The 22,047-nt window shown below is 46.0% G+C and carries 17 protein-coding genes; 9 read left to right on the top strand and 8 right to left on the bottom strand.

Annotated elements, in window-relative coordinates:
• The first annotated feature begins 5 nt into the window (after positions 1–5).
• Positions 6–1,010, top strand: a complete 1,005-nt coding sequence (locus tag H8K52_RS03130) for a branched-chain amino acid ABC transporter permease (protein WP_186921342.1) — start codon at positions 6–8, stop codon at positions 1,008–1,010.
• Between the two features lie 189 nt (positions 1,011–1,199).
• Positions 1,200–2,267, top strand: a complete 1,068-nt coding sequence (locus H8K52_RS03125) for a branched-chain amino acid ABC transporter permease (protein ID WP_186921493.1) — start codon at positions 1,200–1,202, stop codon at positions 2,265–2,267.
• 8 nt (positions 2,268–2,275) lie between these two features.
• On the opposite strand, the gene H8K52_RS03120 is transcribed toward H8K52_RS03125, so the two are convergent.
• Complete coding sequence (locus H8K52_RS03120) at positions 2,276–3,964, bottom strand: response regulator (RefSeq protein WP_186921340.1); 1,689 nt, start codon at positions 3,962–3,964, stop codon at positions 2,276–2,278.
• Between the two features lie 353 nt (positions 3,965–4,317).
• Here H8K52_RS03120 and H8K52_RS21165 point away from each other — a divergent pair, with 353 nt between their 5' ends.
• The 3 genes from H8K52_RS21165 to H8K52_RS03105 all read left to right on the top strand — a co-directional run bounded on the left by H8K52_RS21165 (position 4,318) and on the right by H8K52_RS03105 (position 10,129).
• Complete coding sequence (locus H8K52_RS21165) at positions 4,318–8,469, top strand: two-component regulator propeller domain-containing protein (RefSeq protein WP_186921338.1); 4,152 nt, start codon at positions 4,318–4,320, stop codon at positions 8,467–8,469.
• A 161-nt stretch (positions 8,470–8,630) separates the two neighbouring features.
• Positions 8,631–9,341, top strand: a complete 711-nt coding sequence (locus H8K52_RS03110) for a hypothetical protein (RefSeq protein WP_186921336.1) — start codon at positions 8,631–8,633, stop codon at positions 9,339–9,341.
• 110 nt (positions 9,342–9,451) lie between these two features.
• Positions 9,452–10,129, top strand: coding sequence for a 2OG-Fe(II) oxygenase (locus H8K52_RS03105; RefSeq protein ID WP_186921334.1), 678 nt, complete (start codon positions 9,452–9,454; stop codon positions 10,127–10,129).
• Positions 10,130–10,230: 101 nt separating this feature from the next.
• Here H8K52_RS03105 and H8K52_RS03100 read toward each other — a convergent pair whose 3' ends face one another.
• The 5 genes from H8K52_RS03100 to hmgA all read right to left on the bottom strand — a co-directional run bounded on the left by H8K52_RS03100 (position 10,231) and on the right by hmgA (position 16,593).
• Positions 10,231–11,616, bottom strand: coding sequence for a DUF4214 domain-containing protein (locus tag H8K52_RS03100; protein WP_186921332.1), 1,386 nt, complete (start codon positions 11,614–11,616; stop codon positions 10,231–10,233).
• Positions 11,617–12,022: 406 nt separating this feature from the next.
• Positions 12,023–12,775: a transporter substrate-binding domain-containing protein gene (locus H8K52_RS03095; RefSeq protein WP_186921330.1), complete on the bottom strand. Its 753-nt coding sequence runs from the start codon at positions 12,773–12,775 to the stop codon at positions 12,023–12,025.
• Positions 12,776–12,834: 59 nt separating this feature from the next.
• Complete coding sequence (locus H8K52_RS03090) at positions 12,835–13,671, bottom strand: DUF2846 domain-containing protein (protein ID WP_186921328.1); 837 nt, start codon at positions 13,669–13,671, stop codon at positions 12,835–12,837.
• A gap of 255 nt (positions 13,672–13,926) precedes the next feature.
• Positions 13,927–15,255 carry a fumarylacetoacetase gene (gene fahA, locus H8K52_RS03085; protein WP_186921326.1) on the bottom strand — a complete coding sequence of 443 codons (1,329 nt, stop codon included), beginning with the start codon at positions 15,253–15,255 and terminating at the stop codon, positions 13,927–13,929.
• Between the two features lie 42 nt (positions 15,256–15,297).
• Complete coding sequence (gene hmgA, locus H8K52_RS03080; protein ID WP_186921324.1) at positions 15,298–16,593, bottom strand: homogentisate 1,2-dioxygenase; 1,296 nt, start codon at positions 16,591–16,593, stop codon at positions 15,298–15,300.
• A gap of 187 nt (positions 16,594–16,780) precedes the next feature.
• Here hmgA and H8K52_RS03075 point away from each other — a divergent pair, with 187 nt between their 5' ends.
• Positions 16,781–17,686, top strand: coding sequence for a LysR family transcriptional regulator (locus H8K52_RS03075; protein ID WP_186921322.1), 906 nt, complete (start codon positions 16,781–16,783; stop codon positions 17,684–17,686).
• A 68-nt stretch (positions 17,687–17,754) separates the two neighbouring features.
• On the opposite strand, the gene H8K52_RS03070 is transcribed toward H8K52_RS03075, so the two are convergent.
• Positions 17,755–19,158, bottom strand: a complete 1,404-nt coding sequence (locus H8K52_RS03070) for an IgA Peptidase M64 (RefSeq protein ID WP_186921320.1) — start codon at positions 19,156–19,158, stop codon at positions 17,755–17,757.
• A 158-nt stretch (positions 19,159–19,316) separates the two neighbouring features.
• The gene (locus H8K52_RS03065) at positions 19,317–19,781 is read right to left on the bottom strand and encodes an Hsp20 family protein (protein ID WP_186921318.1); all 465 of its coding nucleotides are present in this window, start codon (positions 19,779–19,781) and stop codon (positions 19,317–19,319) included.
• A gap of 388 nt (positions 19,782–20,169) precedes the next feature.
• Between H8K52_RS03065 and H8K52_RS03060 the strand changes: the two genes are divergently transcribed.
• The 3 genes from H8K52_RS03060 (at position 20,170) to H8K52_RS03050 (ending at position 21,993) form a co-directional block, all read left to right on the top strand.
• A complete protein-coding gene (locus tag H8K52_RS03060) occupies positions 20,170–20,598 on the top strand; it encodes a hypothetical protein (protein ID WP_186921316.1) in 429 nt (142 codons plus the stop codon).
• 251 nt (positions 20,599–20,849) lie between these two features.
• Entirely contained in the window at positions 20,850–21,200 is a 351-nt protein-coding gene (locus H8K52_RS03055; RefSeq protein ID WP_186921314.1) for a hypothetical protein, read from the top strand.
• Between the two features lie 160 nt (positions 21,201–21,360).
• A complete protein-coding gene (locus H8K52_RS03050) occupies positions 21,361–21,993 on the top strand; it encodes a head GIN domain-containing protein (RefSeq protein WP_186921312.1) in 633 nt (210 codons plus the stop codon).
• Positions 21,994–22,047 lie beyond the last annotated feature (54 nt).

Below are 22,047 nucleotides of genomic sequence, written 5' to 3'. Positions count from 1 at the left end.
AGCATATGAACAATCCTGATCTACCAAGCAAGCCACGCGATCTAGCGCCACTCTTTTTGGTGCCAGTATTAGCGTTGGCAATGCTGCCTTTGATAGGCAGTTTTCCGACCTGGCTGACCTTAACTGTTGCGGGTCTCGCGATGGGGATGATGATCTTCATCATGTCTAGTGGCCTAACACTAGTGTTTGGTCTAATGGATGTTTTGAATTTTGGTCACGGTGCATTCGTTGCAGTCGGTGCTTACGCAGCGACGATGGTGCTATTGCCGATGAAGGGCTGGTTAGAGATTGATTCTTTGTGGGTCAATCTGGGTGTACTCGGTTTAGCGGTGCTCTTCGCGATGTTGGTCACTGCGATTCTAGGATGGGCGTTTGAACGCTTGATCATCATGCCGGTGTATGGACAACATTTGAAACAAATTCTGATCACCATGGGCGGCATGATCGTCGCAGAACAAATCATTGGCGTGATTTGGGGTGTTGAACAAATTCCCTTGCCATTGCCTGAAAGTCTACGTGGCGCGATTTTTATCGGTGACGCTGCGATTGAGAAATATCGCCTGATTGCCGTGGTCGTTGGCATCGTCGTTTTTTTGGCGATGTTCTTGATTTTGAATCGTACCAAACTAGGCTTACTGATACGCGCTGGCGTGGAAAATGGCGAAATGGTCGAAGCGCTAGGTTACCGCATCCGTCGCTTATTCATCGCTGTGTTTGCAGCTGGTTCTGCATTAGCCGGTTTAGGCGGTGTGATGTGGGGCTTGTATAAAGAGACCTTGACGGCGGCAATGGGAAGCGAAGTGATGGTGATGGTATTCATCGTCGTCATTATTGGTGGACTGGGTTCGGTTGGTGGCTGTTTTATCGGCGCTTTATTGATGGCGCTAGTCACCAACTACGCCGGATTCTTAGCGCCTAAATTTGCCTTGGTGTCGAATATTGCGTTAATGATGGCGATCCTGTTGTGGCGACCTGCTGGTTTGTATGCAATAGGTCGACGCGGGGCATAGAAGCACGAGTGCAAGAAATCAATCAAAGTATGAATAGCAGGAACAAAAACCAAGGAGATACGGCGTGTTTCTGAATACTTTTATACCAAGCTGAACGTCCCTCATCCCCTGCCCTTCTCCCGCGAGCGGGAGAAGGGTGTGACGTAGAAATTTGCAGCAATTTACCTCGAGAACGAAAATCTTATGAACCTGTTCCGTCAACTCTTATCCGATGATCTGCCGCGCAGTCGCATGCTGTCGGCTTTGTTGCTGCTGACATTCTTCGGCTTAGCAGCCGCACCATTCATCACCAGCGGTGCACGTCCTTTGAATACGGCAGCGACAATTTGCATCTACATTATTTTGGTCGCCTCGTATGATTTATTGCTCGGCTATACAGGCATCGTATCCTTCGCACATACGATGTTCTTTGGCATCGGTGCGTACGGTGTTGGCTTAGCGCTGTCGTCGGGTACACCTGGTTGGGGTGTGATCATCATCGGCATATTGTTGGCATTGATTTTGACGGTCGCCTTGGCCTTGATGATAGGTTTGTTTGCCTTACGGGTCCGTGCGATTTTCTATTCTATGATTACGCTGGCTGTCGCGTCGTCTTTTGCGGTCTTGGCATCGCAATTATCCGATTTAACGGGCGGCGAAGACGGCATCACTTTTCGTGTTCCAGAGATACTGACACCCGGTTTTCAATTATTTGAAAATGATATTTTTGGACGAACGGTCGATGGCAAGGTGATTACCTATTACATCGTATTTAGTATTTGTGTGCTGTTATTCTTGTTCTTACTTCGCGTCGTCAATTCACCATTTGGTCGAGTCTTGCAAGCGATACGTGAAAATGAATTCCGTGCCGAAGCCCTCGGCTATCGCACCGTGGTCTACCGTGTTCTTGCCAATTGTCTCGCAGCTTTACTTGCCGCTTTAGCTGGCGCTTTAATGGCGCTGTGGTTGCGCTATGTTGGGCCAAAGACCATGCTGAGTTTTGAAGTCATGACCGATATTTTATTGATCGTGGTCATCGGTGGTATGGGAACATTGTATGGTGCGGTGATTGGCGCGGCACTATTTATCATCGCGCAAAATTATCTGAAAAATTTGATGGCACAGGGATCAGAAGCGTTAGTCGATTTTCCAATTCTGGCGCAAATCTTCCATCCTGATCGCTGGATGTTGTGGCTGGGTGTTTTGTTTATTTTGTCGGTGTATTTTTTCCCGACGGGGATCGTTGGAAAATTGCGCGGCGGCTTACGGCAGCGATGATGCCGAGATCATGGATGTGAATGGTTCCAAATTGAATCTCTTGCCAACTGTAACATCGCCAGCACGTCTTCTCTGCTACAAGGTTTATTCAGACAGGCGTCAAAGCCAAGTTGACGATAATGAGACCGGCTTTGTTCATCGTCATTGCCAGAGTAGGCAATAATAAAACTAGGGCGATCTTGTCGATCACATTGCGATTGGCGGATTTGTAGCAAAGCTTCCGTGCCGCCCATAATTGGCATGTCCAGATCCATAATAATGATATCCGGTCTGTGTTCCACAACTTTATCCAAGGCCATCCTGCCATTGATAGCGGTATCAAGTTCAAACCAAGACTCTGGAATGTATTCGCTCATGACCATTTGATTGAAGTCATCGTCATCGACCAACAGCAGCCGCAAAATGTTTTGATCTAACATGGCAGGTGACTCCTGCTGTCGCATACAAGATAGCTTTTTGATTGCGCTTCCGCGTTTTAATCGCAGTGATAAGCAGGTGCCATCTAGTTCGGAACTTTGCATTTGTAGGCTACCGCCTTGCACTGTCGTCAACAGATGCGAAGAGTAAGTGCCTAAACCCGTCCCACCGGATTTGCCAGCTGTAGAATACTTCGAGAAAAAGTTATCGCGTAACGCCAGCGGCACAGCTCCTAGGTTATGAATCGTTAATTGAATGATCTCTATATTGTCAGGATCTACATCGATATTTAGTGTGACGGTACTCTGTTCTGGCGCTGCCTCAATTGCGTTTTTTGTCAAATTGCCGATAATCGAGTAGCACAAAGAATCATCCGCCTCAACGATCATATCGTCGCACGCCCCGACAATTTGTATTCGTACATACTTCGACTTCGCTTGCGCACTTAAGCCTAATGCGATGCTGGAAGCAATCGCTTTCAAGTCCACCATGCTAGGACGGAACACATAACTACCGCTTTCCATGCGAAACAAATCTAAGGACAAATTGACCATACTGAGGGCACGGTTCGCGGCACTCTCTATCATGCCCAGTATCTCTTCTTCGTGTTCACTCACGGTACGGCCTGCACGCAATAAACCTGGTGCTGCAGAGATGCTGACCAGTGGTGTTTTTAAGTCGTGGCGAGCAATGCGCTCGACGTCTTCTAGCGTTCTAAGGGCTTGCTGCAGTGCTTGATTTTTTTCGTCGAGTTCACTGGTCCGTTGTTTCACACGTTCTTCTAGCAAACGTTCCGACTCTTTTACCTTGGTCAGCATCTCGCCGAGTTCGACATTGAGACCACGTAACTGGGTATTTTGTTCGCACAAGGTTTGTTCATGCTCGTATGCTTGAAAGGCTGATTTCACGGTCAAGATGATGTCATCGTGATTAAACGGTTTCTCTAAAAATCGGTAGAGATTAGCCTGATTAATTGCCTTTTTAACGCCGTCAAAATCACTCTGTCCGGTCAGCATGATGGTGATGGTTTTGGGGCTGCGTTGATGCAACTCGATGAGTAACTCGTCGCCACGCATACCTGGCATGATGAAATCCGAAATGATAATACTGAGTTGTTGCCCTTGCCTCTGAAGGTCCGCTAGTATTTCTAGCGCTTCATCACCACTCTCAGCAATTTCTACCAGATGGCTGCTGCCAAATACATGCGCTAATAAAGTACGCAACGCCACCAGTACGGTCGTGTCATCGTCCACACATAAAATGATTCCGCTATCCTTCATACGTCAGATCCACCGTTGGCATATACGTCAATGACATGAAAGTACAGGAAAAAACAGAGCTCGCGCTACACCGGCTTTGCGACAGACAAGAACTTGAGTATTCCCAGATCGTCGCAAACGGCATCTAGATCAACAACATTCCAACAAAAGTATTCCTGAATTTATACCTAACTGCAAGACAATTTGAGCGACCATTTTTCATGACAAGAATGAAATTCAATTCAAAAGATTCCTTCGTTTCCAGCCTACATTGCAAAATGCCCACACTCCAAGTTCAACTCGCAAGACTCAGTGTTACTATGCAGACAAACTCTGAAGACGGGTCTTTGGCTCAATAAAAAACTAAGCTTAAGATGCAATCACACAACCATCGTCGTTATCAAGCGAATCAACTTTCCATAAAACTGTTGTTTCCGCCCTGGTTTTCAAAACTCAAGAAACAACAAAACAGGCATTTTGTTGACGATAGCGCATTGACAGCTTATCGCTGGATCTTGATTCTATGCCTAAGCATCATCTGCCTTTTGACAACGTCGGCTACAGCGCAAACGACAAATGCTGCCGCAGATCAGCGTTCACAAGACCCTACCGATTTCTCCTTCGCCCATCGTGTATTTGAGCGGGTGGGCAATGAAGACTCCCTGCCAATCAACGTCGTGACTGCCATCGCGCAAGACAAACGTGGGCTGATGTGGGTCGGAACTCAGGCTGGACTAGTCAGTTACGATGGCTATCGCTTTCAAAAATACACGCACTTTAATCGCGACCAATCTTCCTTATCTGGCGATAATATTAAAAGCTTATGGGCAGCACCGAATGGAGAGCTCTGGGTGGGCACCATTAGCGGAGGCATTTCTATTTTTGATCCAGACAGTGGCAAGTTCCGGCAATTACTGTATGGTCCAAACCTATCGACTAAACTGGAAATTGGCGCCATTCAAGCCATCAAAGGTGATCAGCAAGGTGGGGTGTGGATTGTCGGTACGGAAACTGGCTTACATCATTTAAGTGCAGATCGCAAAAGCTTGCACCACTATCGCCACCAAGACAAAGATCCAGGTAGCTTATTAGATGACCGCGTACGCAGCATTATGTTGGATCGTCAGGGAACTTTATGGGTAGGCACGGTAAGTGGCCTACAAAAACGCAGTAGCAAGGCGCTTGATTTTGAATCAATTGGCAGTGATGCGGTACGAAAGGAAATCTTAGCCGGTCAGGAGGTTCGTAGTCTGTATGAAGCAGATGATGGAAAAATCTGGTTGGGTTTTGCCAAAAATGGCGCCGCTTGGATTGATCCACAGAGTGGCAAAATTCAATTAGTGAAACTGGATACTTTAGGCGTGAATAAGCTAGGTGACAACGTGGTCGATATCATCACGCAGGTACGCCCAGAGGAAATTTGGGTATCACGCTACGGTTACGGAATTTACGTACTCGATGCGACGACTGGAAAGATATTACAACGCATTCGCAATGACCCTGCCCTGCCCGGCAGCTTGGCTTTTGACCAGATCGGCAGTATGTTCAAAGACCAGTCGGGAATTTTGTGGATAGGCTCATGGGGAGGTGGCCTGCAACGCTACAGCGGCAAACAAGAAGCCATACGAATGCTTAGGCACAGTAGTAATCAGGCCAATGGTTTATCACGAGCAAACATACGCAGTCTCTTAGAAACCCAAGATGGACGTCTATTATTTGGCACTGATGGCAATGGTATCGATGTATTCGATCGTAAGCGTGGTTTGATCAGCGGCTATCGAAATCAAGCTCAACAAGCCGATAGCAGCGTCGCCTTGGCGGTATTAGCTTTAGCGGAAAGCGCAGACCAGACGATCTGGGCGGGCACCCGTCAGTCTGGCTTACAGAGCCTGCAAAAACACAGTCAACAATGGAAAACCTATACCGTCAGCAGTGGCTTGCCAAGCAATCAAATTCGCAGCCTGTATGTCAGTCGCCGCAATGATTTATGGGTCGGTACAACCTTAGGTCTGGCAAAGTGGCAAGCCGCACAGAAACGCTTTATGACGTTTAGCTCAAAGCAAGCAGTCGCGATGAATAGCTATGTCACAGCATTTGCGGAACAAACAGATGGAAAGCTATGGATAGGCAGCGAATCTGGTTTATGGCTTTACGATCCAGTAAACGAATCGCTGCAACAATTTCAGCATGACGCAAAAGACATTCATAGCCTCAGCTCAAACGAAGTTAACGGCTTATTGATCGATCGCAGCGGGCAATTATGGGTAGACACCGCGCAGGGGTTGGACAGATTAATTAGCTGGGATGAAAGTGGCGCAAAATTTGTTCATGTGAGTGCAGATCTCGGCAGGGCTGGATTGTATTTTGGTGCGAATTTATTTGAGGATCAGCATGGCAGAATCTGGACGCAATGGTTTGTCTATGATCCCAAGTTAAATCAACTTATCGAGCTCTCAAAAGTCTATGGAATAGATCTCGGCACGGCCTGGGTTGGCGCACATTTAAAAACTAAAAGCGGTCATTTTTTATATGGGGGAACCAAAGGAATTGCGATCGTAGATCCAGAACGATTTGAACGCTGGAAACATGAACCGCTCGTGCTAGCAACCGGATTGAAAATTGATGGTAGTGAACAATTTTTGAACCTACGAGAGGGTATTACTCTGCATCCAAGGCAACGCAATTTTGAGGTGGAATATACAACGCTTGATTATCTCGCACCGGACAAAAATCGTTATGCGTATCGTCTACTTGGTTACCAAGACGCTTGGATAGAATCTGATGCCATGCATCGCACTGTCAGCTATGGCAATTTGTGGCCTGGCGACTACCAACTACAACTCAAAGGTGGCAACGCTAGCGGTGACTGGACGCGTGAGGCTTTGACCATACCGGTTCGCGTACTACCCGCATTTTGGCAAACCAACTGGTTTTTTGCCTTAGTATTTCTGACCCTGAGCGGTAGTATTTATAGCGTATATCGGTGGCGTATGGCTCGGGTCAAAGCCGAGAAACGCAGTCTGCAGGACATGGTCGCAGCGCGTACTGCCGACATTTTAAATTTGGGTGAAATCGGTCAAAGCTTAACCGCCACACTTGACATTGAACAAGCCTTCGAACGGATACATAAGCAAGTCATCACAAGGGTCGATGCACAAGTCTTTGGTATTGGCTTCTTCGATCAAACGACACAAATGATCGAGGTCGATTACATGGTCGAGGATGGTGTCAGGCAAGGTCAATTTCACTACACATTAGAGGAAAAAGAAAGACCTGCAGTGTGGTGCGTCATCCACCAACAAGAACTCATCACAAACAATCTGACAGAAGTACTCAACTATGTGCAGAGCATTGCACCAGTGCGCTCTGGCAAAGCTACAGAATCGATTGTTTATATTCCCTTGTTTGTAGAAAAGGAAGTGGTCGGCTGTATGACCGCACAAAGCACCAACAAAAATGCCTACTCACCCGACCAACTAGAATTTTTGCGAGCAATAGCAAACTACGTTGCCATTGCCATCGCCAATTCAAACTTCCACCGGCATTTGATCGAAGCGCAGAAACAACTTGCACAGCAAGAAAAAATGGCGTCATTAGGACAGTTAGTCGCCAATGTTGCCCATGAAATCAACACACCAATCGGCGCGATCAAGTCAAGTGGTGACAATATTTCCAATGCCTTAAACACAGCAATGTCAAATCTATCGCAGCTTATGCATTTATTGGATCAAGATACTCGCGAACTATTTTTACAGCTGATCAATGAAATCAAACTCAGTACCAGCTTTCTAAATACACGAGAAGAGCGTAAGTTAGTGAAGGACTGTGCGAATCAACTAGAACAATTAGGCATACCCGATAGTCGCCGCAAAGCAGGTATCTTGGTGCAGTTACGAGTTCACCAACAGTTATCGACATTCCTGCCATTGTTACAGCACCACAAGTCCGAGCAAATTTTGCACGCTGCCAACGAGATTGGGGCGATTATCAACAGCGCACAGAATATTCATGTCGCCGTTGATCGGGTATCGAAAATTGTATTTGCCTTTAAATCCTTCTCGCGCATTGGGACCAATCACGAAAAAACCCAAGTCGATTTACGCGAAGGAATGGAAACGGTTCTTACACTCTATCAAAGCAAAATCAACAAAGGGACAGAACTAATTTGCCAATTTGACGACATCCCAGCGATTGCCTGCTGGCCTGATGAACTCGTACAAGTGTGGGTCAACTTAATCCATAACGCCTTGCAAGCCATGAACTACAGCGGCACCCTGACCATACGCATACAAAAAATCGACAATGAGGCAGTGGTCTCAGTGAGTGACACTGGTACTGGCATACCAGTCGCCATACGCGACAAAATTTTTGAAGTCTTCTTCACCACCAAAGGCATCGGTGAAGGCAGCGGCTTAGGTCTAGATATCGTGAAAAAAGTCATTAACAAACATCATGGCCGAATTACTTTCGAAACAGAAGTTAATAAGGGCACGACTTTCTTTGTGCATTTGCCATATTCACCTTGATATCTAGGATGCATTCAAAGCGTCGAAGTGAAAGAAGGTCAGAAGGCATTATAGACACCAGCTTAACTCGGCGCGACGATTAACATACTACGACCAGCAACACTAGCCTATAATCCCCTATCCCCTCACGCGCTTCCACGTCGCCTTTGCAGAAAACTTTCATGAGCAATACCGAATTAGCCTACCGAGCCACGTTGGCAGAAGCCTGTACATGGTTACAAACACAAACTGGAAAGCCGTGGAGTCTATCGAGCCTGATCGGACATGGCATCACGCCCTTTGTTTGGTTAGATTACGACGAGCATTTTCCTGAACTGTTTGGAGACGCTACGGGCGGCTATGCGGCACCGATATTTTTTCAGGGCGATACGCAAAGATTAGCGGCTGGTAGCGCTGACGTTTTGATTAGCATGACCAAGGATGCCGACAATATTGCCATTCAATTGCCGCCACCGGGGATACGTGTGCCGCTAGATAATTTGCGATTTTTGCGTAAGGATTTGCATCGTCTATCAGAGCAAATCAAATTAGACGCAGCACCAGCTCAAGTGCAGAAAGTCGTGATTTCAGAATCGACTAAAGGAATCACCAAAGACCAAGTCCTACTCGTTTTTGGTGGTTTGGTGAAGCTCAATTTAGAAGCCGCCCTCATGAGCGCTGAAGCGCTATTTGGTGATGAAGGGGCGCGGATTAAGCCCGGTGCAAAAGCAGCAAAAAACAAATGGCTATGGAATCCTGTGACCTTGGCATTAGGCTTGCATGAGAATTATCGAGTTCCCATGTCACGCTTAAAGCGCGTATTTTTAGAACACGCATGTTTGTCGCCATGGACGAGACAATGGCAGGAAACTTTAGATTTATTGGGCGAATAAAGGCGCAAAATATCGCGGTTTCATCGATTTCCTCAGGTTACATACTTCTCCCTTTTTTGGGGCCAATACGATGCACAAGCATGACGATGTAAACCGAGAAAAGGCTGTCTATGTTAAGCGCTCCACATCTCAATCCGCTAGCGGTGGGCTCCACCATTTGCGACACACTTAGCACGACACTGTGTGAGAATTTAGTCCAGCATGGCAGGTCACAACATGACCTTTTTTTATCCGCAGAACTCAGCGATACCCTTGCCGCAGAGTGCCTCGTTTTACAGCAATCCGACGTATTACAATTGGCGCGTGTTGGTAGCGGCAAGCATACCATTTTACAAAGTACAATTCGCAGCGACCAAATCGCCTGGTTACGAGCTGGGCAATCGACGGCTTGTGATGCCTATTTGCTGATGATGGAACATGTACGGGTCTTACTCAATCAGACTTTATATTTGGGACTGGAAGATTACGAAAGCCATTTTTCGTTTTATGCTCCAGGAGCCTTCTATAGCAAACACCTGGATCGCTTTCAACACGATGATGCACGCACGATCTCGATCGTTATCTATCTCAATGATCAGTGGCTAACGGCACAGGGCGGCGCCCTACGCTTACATCCGCACCTGCTACCGACCCACGACATTTCGCCCATCGCCTGCCGCATGGTGGTATTTCTATCGGCAGAGATATTGCATGAAGTCCTACCTGCAACGCGGGACAGAATGTCTTTGACTGGCTGGTTTCGTCGACGTGTCGATAAAAAAACCCTGCACTCGTTTCGCTCTCCTTAGTAATTTGCAAGGGCAGCAGCGTTCCCATCTGCGAGTTGGCAAGATGTGGCGAATACAGACGAATCATTTCTGTCGCCAATCAATGCAAACTACAATGCAAACTAGTTAGGTGCATTTTCAATTGAAATCACCTCGATTCCAGAAAGAGGCGGGGTCAATTTTGGTGAGTATGTGTCAATGCGAACAGCACCATACCCTGAAGCGAACCAAACATTTGCATAGGTGCCACTAATATCAGGTTTGTGATTCGTAGAGATGTGTCTTATTTTGACTTTGCAAGTAAGCGGAAAATGTTTGCCATAGGTAGTAAGCGGCCCAATATCTAACAGCGTAACGCCCGTCACTTGAGGCATGTTGGCATTCAAGAGGACAGCGCCGTTCGCCACTGTTTTTACCTGAATTGATTGCTCTATCGCTTTTTCTTCGTTTATTAGAAGATCAAATGGTATGCGTCTTCCATCCAAATAAGTTATGGTAGTTTGCATTGCGCCATCTTGCCCATTAACTTCCGATAACAGTTTTAAACCATCCGAAGTGAGCTCTTCTTCGTTCGTTATCAAAGGCTTGCCAGACGCAGCACCAACTGCATAGATGTTTAATTTGTGTTTGCCGTTTGCTCCTAAACCTGACACTGGAATGAGTTCATATCTGCTCGCTGCCGTCGCAAAACCTAAAGAATTCACTTGACCCATTGTGTAATTGACGATGCCTGAATTGATTTTGAAACAGTGATTGATTTGCGTGATACTACTGTCGGTTGTGGTGCGCGTCAGATTAAATGAAAGGTCTTTCATATCGATCAGTTGATAAGCGTCATTCAAATTGGTCGGCGTGATTTTTCCGACGATATGCATGGTTTTGGTAATGGATTCTTCCGGAGTTTTGTAATTGAGTCCTTGCTCAATAGCGAAGTATTTGCCTATGCTCACCTTGTTGTCTAATAGTTGCGGCACCCATCCCCATTTGCTATCACCCGCAAAAGTATGTGCTGAATTCAGCATCGTGGCGATCAGCATACCTTTGGTAGATTTTCCCGATGCTAATTCATTCGCCCAATAATTAATATCTGCCTCCGGAGGCGCATTGGTACCGCTGCGTCCAAGTACATTTTTGTAGATGACTTTAACGAAATCAGCGTTTGACATGCTCGCCGAGTAAGATGTTAATTCCGAATATTTGATGGCGGCATCATAGAAGCTGTTCGCTAGTTGATCTATGCTCATGCCATTCTTTATTTCCCCCATCCAGTAGGCCATGCCATCCGCGTCTGGAACGCGATTAAAGAACGCAATATAAAGTTCTATCAGTGTTTTTAACTGGTCATCGGATATGTTTTTTGACTTCTCGCCTACCGTTAGATTGATGTTAACATCAGAAAATTGCAGGGTGGTTTGTGTCGTGATGTTAACTGCAGCTGCGGCTTCCGTTTTTTCCATGACTGAAAAACCGATCGCGGTACGGGTGATGGCATAATTATTGCGGGGCATGTTAAATCTTACAAGCAAGCTAGCATCACTACTATCTGGGATGGAACCTGATGTGAAAAGTGGCGGGCCATGCAGTGTGCGCACATGGTCAGGCTGAGATCCGCCACATCCGCTGATGAATAAAAAAATGACATAAGTCAGTGCATAGTAAGACCAAGCTAGTAGGAATTTCACCATCAATCAAATATATAAAAAATAATATTTTCATATATTATCACACTTATATTAACGATAACTTTGACTATCTATGCTTAGCTTGCTGAAGTCATACTATTGACAGTGCAAAGCACTGAGAGGGAGGGTAAAGTATTTTGCCATGAAGAATTCTTTGAGTACCAAGTCGCTGGTCAAATTCAATCACGATTTAGATATTCACGAATCCGCAACATCGAATGTTTTTATCGATTTATCTTAATTTATTACTAGCTGTTATTTTCGCCAACGACGCATTGATCTTTGTCATGACGGCTGGTGCCACGTCTTTGCTACAAATGATGTAGCGGTCTAATCCAGCGGGGATACCATCGATATCGATTTGAGTTAGCTCACTCAATTGCTCTTCTTTGCCACTCAAATAATGCCAATCTTCACGATCAATCAGCATCATGGAAGCGCGATTAGCATTCACCATTCTCGCCATAATCATCGGTGCCGCGCTACTGCGTATGATTTTATTTTTGCTGTGCAAAAATAGCTGATCAAGCTCTACACCATAAGATACGCCATCAACAATTGCCAGACTTAAGCTAGCATCTGCTAACAAAGATTGTAGATTTCTGTGAGCTTGTACTTTATTGAGAAGAAGATTACTCACTAGCAGCATATGCGGAGGATCTTTGTACAGACTGTCACTGAAATGCGCAATCGCTTCGCGCTCGGGAATTTTATACCAACCAAAAGAACAATAATTTTGCGTTCCTTTTGAAAAATTCTGCCAAATTCGCCTAGCTGGTTCTTCCACAAATCGTGTCGTTAATTTGCTATCCGCAAACACTCGTTTAGTGAGCTCCAGCAAGATACCTTTTTCTCTGCCATTTTCAAGATATTGATGCGGTGGCTTTTCGCGCCAAGCGACTGTCAATGTTTGCGCATGCGAAGACAAAACAGGCTGTAAGTACAACAACATCAAGCACAACACAGACTTGATTCGCTTTCGCATAGGACTTTGTTATCGCTGCTGAGGCGATGAAGAATGGATGGCCGACAAGCTTGAACGCATTACGGTGTAAAAATTTCACATTGGCGCATTTCACAGCGGGCTTTAATTTCACGACCATCTTCACATTGCACGCGGTACACTTCGACTGGCCCTTTTTTGTAAAGTAAACCTGCCCCTTTAGTGGACTGACAGCTATTTTGTTTTGCAATGCGCTCAACCGTGACCGATGACACGCCTATTTCAAATGGCACACGTTCGATTTTTGTTATGTTATTGGAGGCAACTGGTGCGGGCGATGGAAGTGACGCGTTCACAGTGGCTGCTGGTATAGGCTCAGCCTGTTTAGCAACGACGACCGAATCCGGTGCGGGCTGACTGATCGTTTTTTCGACTGGCTTGGTTGCGACCTCAGATTTTGTCACAGGCACTGATGCGACTGGAGAGGCACCATTCACTTCTAAGAGCTTAGATTCACGAACCCCTGCTTGTCCTTCCGCTTCACTCATCAGCTGCAACTTGGAACGCGCCAATAACAAACCCATTTTTACTTCTTGCCACACGTAGTAATTCTTGCCAGCTTCCGTAATCAGATTTAAGAGCGAATCATTTTCGGCCTTCGAAACTAAAGTATGATGACCCGGCTCTAGGCCCAATAGGAAATAGGATTTAGGTCCTGTTTTACCAATTTCTTTTCCATCTAGTTCTATCGCCATACTAAGCGCGGCACCGATAAACTCATTGCGATAGACGTACACGTTAGCTTGCTGAGGATTGGTCGCAAAGGTTTTCGCCTTAGCGTCTTCACTTTGGCTTGCCATCTTGACCGAAGCACAGCCAGTCAAAATTCCTGCGCTCAAAATAATAGTCGTGGTAAATAATCTAATTAAACGCACCATGGTTGTCCTGTAATGTATTGGCAAATGATGAAAACTCATTTTGAACAGCTATTTAAGCAAATTCTCACCATGATGAAAAGCTAAAAGTATCGACAACTCAAGCTTTTTGTTGAAATTAGATTTGATGAGGTGAATTTGGTACCGTAGTCGTGGTTTTTAAAGCCGAACCTGAGGTAGATCAACATTCGACTGATAAAAAAAGGACGGGCAAAACATTACCCATCCTTTACATAAATCACGACATTGCCATCAAGCTCACGTGACGCTGCGTGCTGGCAATAGGCGTCCTTCAACTTCACCAAAGCCAATACGCGGGGCACCGTCTTTTTGTGCCCAACCACGCATAATGATACTGTCGCCATCCTCGATAAAAATGCGTTGTTCACCGTTGCTAAACACGATGGCTTTTTTACCACCGTCAGTTAATTCCAACAATGAACCAGCTTCTTCCGCCGCTGGACCGGATTGGGTACCGGAACCAAGGAAGTCGCCCGCGCGCAAGTTACAGCCATTGACCGTATGATGGGTGACCATTTGCGATACAGTCCAATACGAATGACTAAAATTAGATAAAGACAAGCGTTGTGCTGGGATGCCGTCTAGTCGCATTTTTTCAGTTTGCAACAAGACTTCGAGTTGAATATCAAATGCACCGGTACTACGCAAATCGGCGTTGTCCAAATAAGGCAGTGGCTGCGGATCGGCAGCGTCACGTGACCAGCCCTTACGATATGGCGCTAAGGCTTCTAAGGTCACCACCCAAGGTGAAATTGTCGAGGCAAAGTTTTTCGCTAAGAATGGGCCGAGAGGTTGATATTCCCAGCCCTGCACATCCCGTGCTGACCAGTCATTCAATAAACACATGCCGAACACATGTTGTTCTGCGTGATCGATATCAATCACTTCACCCAAGGCATTACCCTGACCAATGAAGACGCCGACTTCACACTCGTAATCCATACGCTTGGCGGGGCCAAATGATGGGGTCGTTGCATTTGGCGGCATGGTTTGCCCAATTGGACGACGGAATTGCTGACCTGATACGCCAATTGAGGACGACCGACCGTGATAGCCAATAGGCACCCATTTGTAATTCGGCAGTAGTGGATTATCAGGGCGGAATAATTTACCGACCGAAGTGGCGTGATGGACAGAAGTATAGAAATCGGTGTAGTCACCAATTTGCGCTGGCAAGGCATACTCCGCATCGGCTTGCGCCACTAGTGTTCCGACCAATTGCTTTTGCGCGACTGCATTTTCACGCAAGGCTTTAGACAATGCCGCACGCACTTGAGACGAGGTATGGTTGCCCAAATCCATTAAGGCATTCAGGGTTGATGCTGTTAGGGCATGCGCTAAAGCAGCGTTACTGATGTCGGCAAACACGCCAGCATGCAGGGCGATACTCAGATCTAAAATCTGATCACCAATCGCCACGCCAATGCGGAATGGTTCATTGCTACCGGCACGACGAAATACGCCGAAGGGTAAATTTTGAATCGGAAAGTCGGTAGTGCCATCGTTGGCAGAAACAACCCAGCTACGCAGAGCTGGATTGTGAGTGTCATTCAGTTGAACGCTCATACTTGAATTGCTTTCTTTAGACTTGAATTTGAAACGTAAATATTAAGCTTGATTAGCATTGAAATTCTTTTTAATCCCTTGCCAGCATTGGAAATAATCTGCTTGTAACTGCGGCGAATTCATCGCAGCGCGGGTTGGTTTGATGATAGTACAGGTTTCTATCATAAAGGCCATGGTGTTATCGACTTTTTGCGGTGTGCTGGTATCGATGTTGCTGGCTTTTTCAAAAGTCGGCGCGTCGGGACCATGACCGCTCATGCAATTATGTAAGCTGGCACCACCCGGACGGAAACCACCGGATTTGGCATCGTATTGCCCATGAATGAGTCCCATAAACTCACTCGCAATATTGCGATGGAACCAAGGCGGGCGGAAGGTGTTTTCAGCAGTCAACCAGCGTGGTGGGAAAATCACGAAATCGATGGTATCTACACCTGGCGTATTACTCGGTGATTGTAAAACCAAAAAGATCGATGGATCCGGATGATCATAGCTGATAGAACCGATCGTGTTGAAATGGCGCAAATCGTATTTGTAGGGCGCCATATTGCCGTGCCAAGCCACCACATCAAGTGGTGAATGACCAATCGCCGCTTGCCACAAATTGCCGCTAAATTTGGCGACTAATTTGAAATCACCTTCGCGATCTTCATACCATGCTGTTGGGGTTAAAAAGTCACGAGGATTGGCTAAACCATTCGAACCAATCACACCCAAATCTGGCAGCTTCAACATGACGCCAAAATTTTCACACACATAGCCGCGGGCTTCGCCATCTGGCAGTGTCACCTGAAAGCGCACGCCGCGTGGAATCACAGCAATCTCTTGTGGTTCAATATCGACCAAGCCCATCTCGGTTTTGATGTGCAAACGACCTTGCTGCGGAATAATCAATAGCTCCGCATCGGCATCGTAGAAAAACTTATCCGTCATATCGCGATTGGCGGCATACAAATGAATCGCACAACCGGTTTGTGAGTCGGCAGAACCATTGCCCGCCATCGTCAACCAGCCTTCGATAAAATCAGTTGGCGTGCTTGGCAGAGGTTGTGGGTCCCAACGTAATTGATTCGGCGTACTCGGTACTTGTGCAAAATCATTCGTCATATTGCCATTATCGATTTGTACGAAAGGCTGATGCATGGCGGCAGGACGAATGCGATACGTCCATGAGCGACGATTGGAATGACGTGGTGCGGTAAAGGCCGTACCGGAAATCTGTTCCGCATATAAACCATACGCGCATTGTTGCGGTGAATTTTGATTGGCTGGCAATGCACCTGCTAATGCTTCAGTCGCAAATTCATTCGCGAAACCACTCATGTAGTTTGTTGTCATGATTTTATCCAAATAGAGAAAAAGGACTTACGTAAAATTGAACTTGCCTGCGGAACGCATCTCGCATTGCAGTTTTTCGCAAATCCTTGTGAAACACGAGAATCCGCTAATGTAGTGCAATCGCCCCTTTTTTGCGATATAAATACTAAAATGTAGAGCATTCACCAAATCAATAGTGGGGTAAACTTTGATCGAAGCTAAAGACATCGATCTGAATCTTCTGGTTGTCTTTCAGGAAGTATTTCAGGAACGCCAGATTTCCAGTGTCGCACGCAAGCTAAATTTGTCGCAACCGGCAGTCAGCAATGCGCTTGCGCGCTTACGTAAAACCTTTAACGATGAAGTATTTGTCCGCACCTCGCAAGGTATGCAGCCGACACCATTGGCGCAGCAATTAGCGGATCCGGTCGCAGCGGCCTTAGCCAACATTACCAAAGCGCTCAATCAGCAGGAAACCTTTGATGTACCAAGTAGCCAGCGGCATTTCACGATCGCGATGACCGATGTGGGCGAAATGTATTTCATGCCCGCGTTAGTCGAACAATGCCGTTTGCACGCACCGCAGGTCAAAATCTCAACAGTACGTGCCAGCAGTGTGGATCTCATGGCAGAGATGGAAACTGGCCGCATCGATCTGGCATTGGGCGCATTTGATAAGGTCTCTGGCGCACTGTATCACCGCCGTTTGTTCCAGCAAGACTATGTTTGTATGTATCGTCAACATCACCCGCTGATGAAGGCTGGTATGTCGAACCGGGAGTTCTTGAGCGCGGAACATTTGATTGTGTCCACCACCGAAAGTCCTTACGACAAAATCAATCAGAGTTTAGAAAAAGCCGGGATTAAAGCAAACGCGAGTTTTACGGTGCCACACTTTTCCGCGGTTCCTTATATCATCAGTAGCACTAACTTGGTGGTGATCGTGCCGCAAAAATTGGCTGTTAGCGCGGCTACACCGTTTCGACTTGCGTACAGTAAACCGCCAATCAAATTACCGACTTTACAAACCAATATTTTCTGGCATCGACGTTTTGCGCAGGATGAAGGCAATCAATGGTTGCGCGCATTATTGGTGGCATGTTTTGCGGATTAATTCACCCCACCATTTGCCTCTCACCATCACGCTATTTTCGTGCAGAGTGATGGCGCACATCGCAACAATTATCTCGAATACAAATCAATAATGCTAACAATCCCATCCTGACAAACCTGACAGAATTTTTCACTTCGATCAAACATCAGGCATTGCATTTGCGAACGATAATAGCCTTTTGCTTCATAGTTCGCCCCTTCAAAGGCGCCGACGACATGATAGTGAGGATCTTTGGAAAATAATTGCGTTGACTCGTTCAAATCTTTTTTAAACAAGGCACTCATTTCTTTTTCTGGACGATTATTCTTTCTCAGATCCGCACGGATTTTTTGAAAGGCACGAGAAGCATCCTCATACTGCGCTTTAGGCCATGAGGTCGGTAGAGCCGTACCGCTTTTCACATGCTGTTTCCATTTTAGTTGTTGAGGATCTTGTAGAGCGGTGACATTCGGCTCCCAAGGTTCCATCTTAATGTCGGTACCAGTCTGATAGGCAACTGGGGAAGTGTAATATTCATCCGCCAAACCGGCAAAATGATGGCCGAATTCATGGACGAACAAATAGTCAGCCCAATCATTTTTGGCAGCGGCCGTTGAAAACTGGCCAAAAATACCACCGCCGCCATAGGTATCGTTATTAACCAAAATTTCGATAAACTCATAAGGCGCATGCTGTGCGATTTCTCGCAGAGCACGATTATCTAAGGTTAATACATAGCGTTCACTGCCAAAAATATCATAACTAGCACCGAGGCTAGATGCATGGTATTGCCCAGTCGAAGGGCGAGACACACCAGACTCTTTGGTCGCTACCGCCAAACCCCAAATGTTGAAATCTTTGGCGCGCTCTTTAAATGGAGAGACGGTAAATAAATACTTACTTAAGCGCTTAGCATCCGCAACAAACTTCTGCATCTCCTTTTGCGTATAACCGTCACCAAGAATCAACAAGTCCACTTTGTCTGCTGGGTCACCACTAACATGAATAGGAATAGGCTTGAGATCAGATACAACTGGCTTCTTCACCACGTCTTGCGCATCGGTATCGATATCGACACTCCAGATCGCTTGAAATTGATTTTTGTCATCGCGTTTTAGTATGCGCACATTGACAGGCCTGTCTGGTTTTGGAAAGCGTAAAGATTCTTGAAAGCCCCGTTCAATTTTATTTGCCTCGGCGGTACTCTGCCATTCGCCAAAAACGGTAGAGAACCCGCGTGAGTACAACAACTCACCACTCAATTTATCCCGCACTTCAAATAGATTCACACCGCGATTGGTGGTGTCGATATTCTTCTTTTGATTCCCCGACCAAGGCAAGGCTTCGATCACAATACGGCCAAGCGCATAGTGCTCAGTTTTGGCATTGCCACTATGCAGATAATCAACACGAACAGTTGCAAGCTGCTGGGCGAACGCAAGCTGGCTCGCACATAAAAGACTCGCGGCGAGGATCGTTTTCAAGTTATACATCGCTTCTCCAAAAATATTTTTCGATAGGCAAAATAGTAACAGAGCTGAGGGCGCTAAGAAGTAGATCCAACGCAAAATTAATGTAACGAAAAAAGGCGTGACTGCTGCCAGTCACGCCAGGAGAGGAACTAGAAACGACTTACAACAAAGGTGACAATTTAAGCTGCTTGCAGTTGATCTGCTGGATTCACAGCACGCAAAGTTTCCCCATCAATCAAAATGCGACGAGGTTTGTGCGCCTCTGGAATTTCACGTTGCAATTCGATATTCAACAATCCGTGCTCTAAGCGCGCACCGACGACTTTCACATGATCGGCCAAACGGAAACTATGTTCGAAATCGCGCGAGGCAATACCGCGGTGTAAATAGGTACCCTGGGTTTCTGGTTTCGCTTTACGTCCTACAACTTTTAACACATCACGCTCGGTTTCAATTTCAATTTCACTACGATCAAAACCAGCGACGGCCATACTGATACGGTACTGATCTTCGTTGACCAGCTCGATATTGTAAGGCGGATAGCTAGGTGTTGCCTCGGCACGTTGCGCTTCATTAAATAAGTGCGCTAAACGATCAAAACCAATAGCGGAACGATAGAGAGGGGAGAAGTCAAAATTACGCATGATATATATCCTTTTAAGTTGAAGCGATATGAGATTTTAAAAAATTGGCAGACCTCACTTGAGCATCTGCTGATACCGATATGTAGATTAGGAAAAGGGTTTTCAAGAGAAAATAATTTAAATTTTTTGACTCTTGAATGCGCAAATTTCATCCCCATTTCACCGCGTTTTTATGCCATCAGATGCATTTTTGAAATCAGCGAGAAATGTCAAAAAGCATTAAATTTTCAAATCCTCAAAAAATAAATGCAAATGTATGTCAACACAAAAAAACTTGAGTTCGTTATGGGAGTACGCAGCAAGCACTGCGCAACAGCAAGACAAAAAATAAGTCGTACCGAATTACATAAACTCACTTTTATCCACTTGATCTACATAGGAATCCATCATGAAAAAAATCGCATTGACTATCATCGCAACGACATTGTCTATGAGTGCAGCATTCGCTAGTGCAGAGCAAGCACCAACAGCGAGCGCAACAAGCAAAGCCGCAGTCGCCACGGCAACTGCCGCACCAAAAGCTGCTGCAGCAACAGCTGCAAGCACTGTAGCAACGACTGTAGCAACTACAGCAGTAAATTCGGCATCCAGTGCTGCAGCGAGTGCAACGACAAAAGCAGCTAGCACGCCTGCTGTAACGACTGCCGCAAGTGCAGCAAGTGTGCCAACTGCAGCAAAAGCAGCGGCCAGCATCGATGTCAAAGGCGCACCAGCAAAACATGCCGACAAAGCTGTAAAGAAAGTAGAAAAAGCGTCTGAAAAAGCAGTTGAAAAAGTCAGCGAAAAAGCAGCATCAACACCTGCAACAAGCAAATAAACGCAAAAACATTTGTATGAAAAACGGCGCAATTTGCGCCGTTTCTTTTGAAGATTCAGATCATAGTGAAGTCATTTTTTCCTGAATTTTTCGAACCTTTTTTTAAGAATAATTTGAAATCGGTCAACTATCATTTGCTTGACCGCGTTATCACAGTACGCTGCAAGTACATTGTACTTTCCAGCGAAAAATGAACCCCAAAGTGCAACAAATAACGGTGTTTAATTGATTGACTACGCGAAGGGTTTAACATGAACAAACTCACATTGTCACTCGTTGCTGCAAGCCTCTCTTTCGGTGCGGCATTTGCACATGCAGAACAGACACCCGCAACTGCAAAAACAGCGGTGGCAGCCACAGTACCTGCTGCTCCAGCAGCTGCAGCAGCGACGACAACTGCGACAGGAACAAGCACTGCAGTGATAGACAAAGCAGAAACTACACAAGCAGCAGCTGCAACACCCAACACAAGTCCGAAAAAAGTCGCTACCACAACTTCACCGATCACGGCAAAAGTGGAAGAAAACCTAATGGAAAATCAAGCCAAGGCTCCGTCAGAAAAACCTGTACCAGCGACTGCAGCAGCGGCTATCCGCAAATAATTTTAGCTTTTGGTGGTTAACAAAACGGCGCTTGGTGCGTCGTTTTTGCATTCTAAGCACAGAATTTAGCACTTCATCTTTTTCCGCAGACAAGTTGCAGAAATGCAGGCACACTAGCATCACTTCGGTTTTCCTTATTACCTACTTTTTGGAGCTCAACATGCACAAATTAATCGTTTCATGTTTTACAGTTGGTTTGGTTCTCGCTAGTTCTTTTGCAGCCGCAGGTGAGCAAGTTCGCAAAGTGTCTCCATTTAGCACGATACGCACTCAAGGTGCATTATCCGTCGAGGTTGTCGTTGGCAGCACACATTCCATTACCGTCAAAGGCGATGATAAATACATGGATAAAATCATTACCGATATCGCCGGTGATGAGCTCCTAATTAGCTACAAAGAGAAGAAAAATATTCGGCTGTCTGATGATTTAAAAGTATTAGTGACGATGCCAAGTTTGACAAAATTCAAAATGGAAGGCGCAGGCTTAACGACCGTCAGCAAAATCGCAGGTGATCGCTTCGAACTAAATTATGAGGGCGTCGGGTTGCTAAAAATGAGTGGCAAAGTACGTGACTTTAAATTGCGCGCACAAGGCGTGGGTTTCGTTGATGCCAAAGGCCTGATTGCGGAAAACGTCGATGCCACAGTAGAAGGCATAGGCTCAGTCGAAGTCACTGCCACTGAAAAACTCAAAGCCAATGTGCAAGGTATCGGTTCCTTGAATTACTTCGGCAACCCTAAGTCTATCAACAAAACAGTTGAGGGTATTGGCGGCGTTAGTGCGGGGAAATAAGAGATATCGGCATTGATAAATGCGCATAAAAAAAGCCAGTAAGAGAAATTCCTT

Origin of the sequence: Affinundibacterium seohonense, from assembly GCF_014284305.1 — a bacterium.
Taxonomy (GTDB): Bacteria; Pseudomonadota; Gammaproteobacteria; order Burkholderiales; family Burkholderiaceae_D; genus Undibacterium; species Undibacterium seohonense.
The sequence above is the reverse complement of the archived record's forward strand: the minus strand, read 5'-3'. Positions and strand labels throughout refer to the sequence as shown.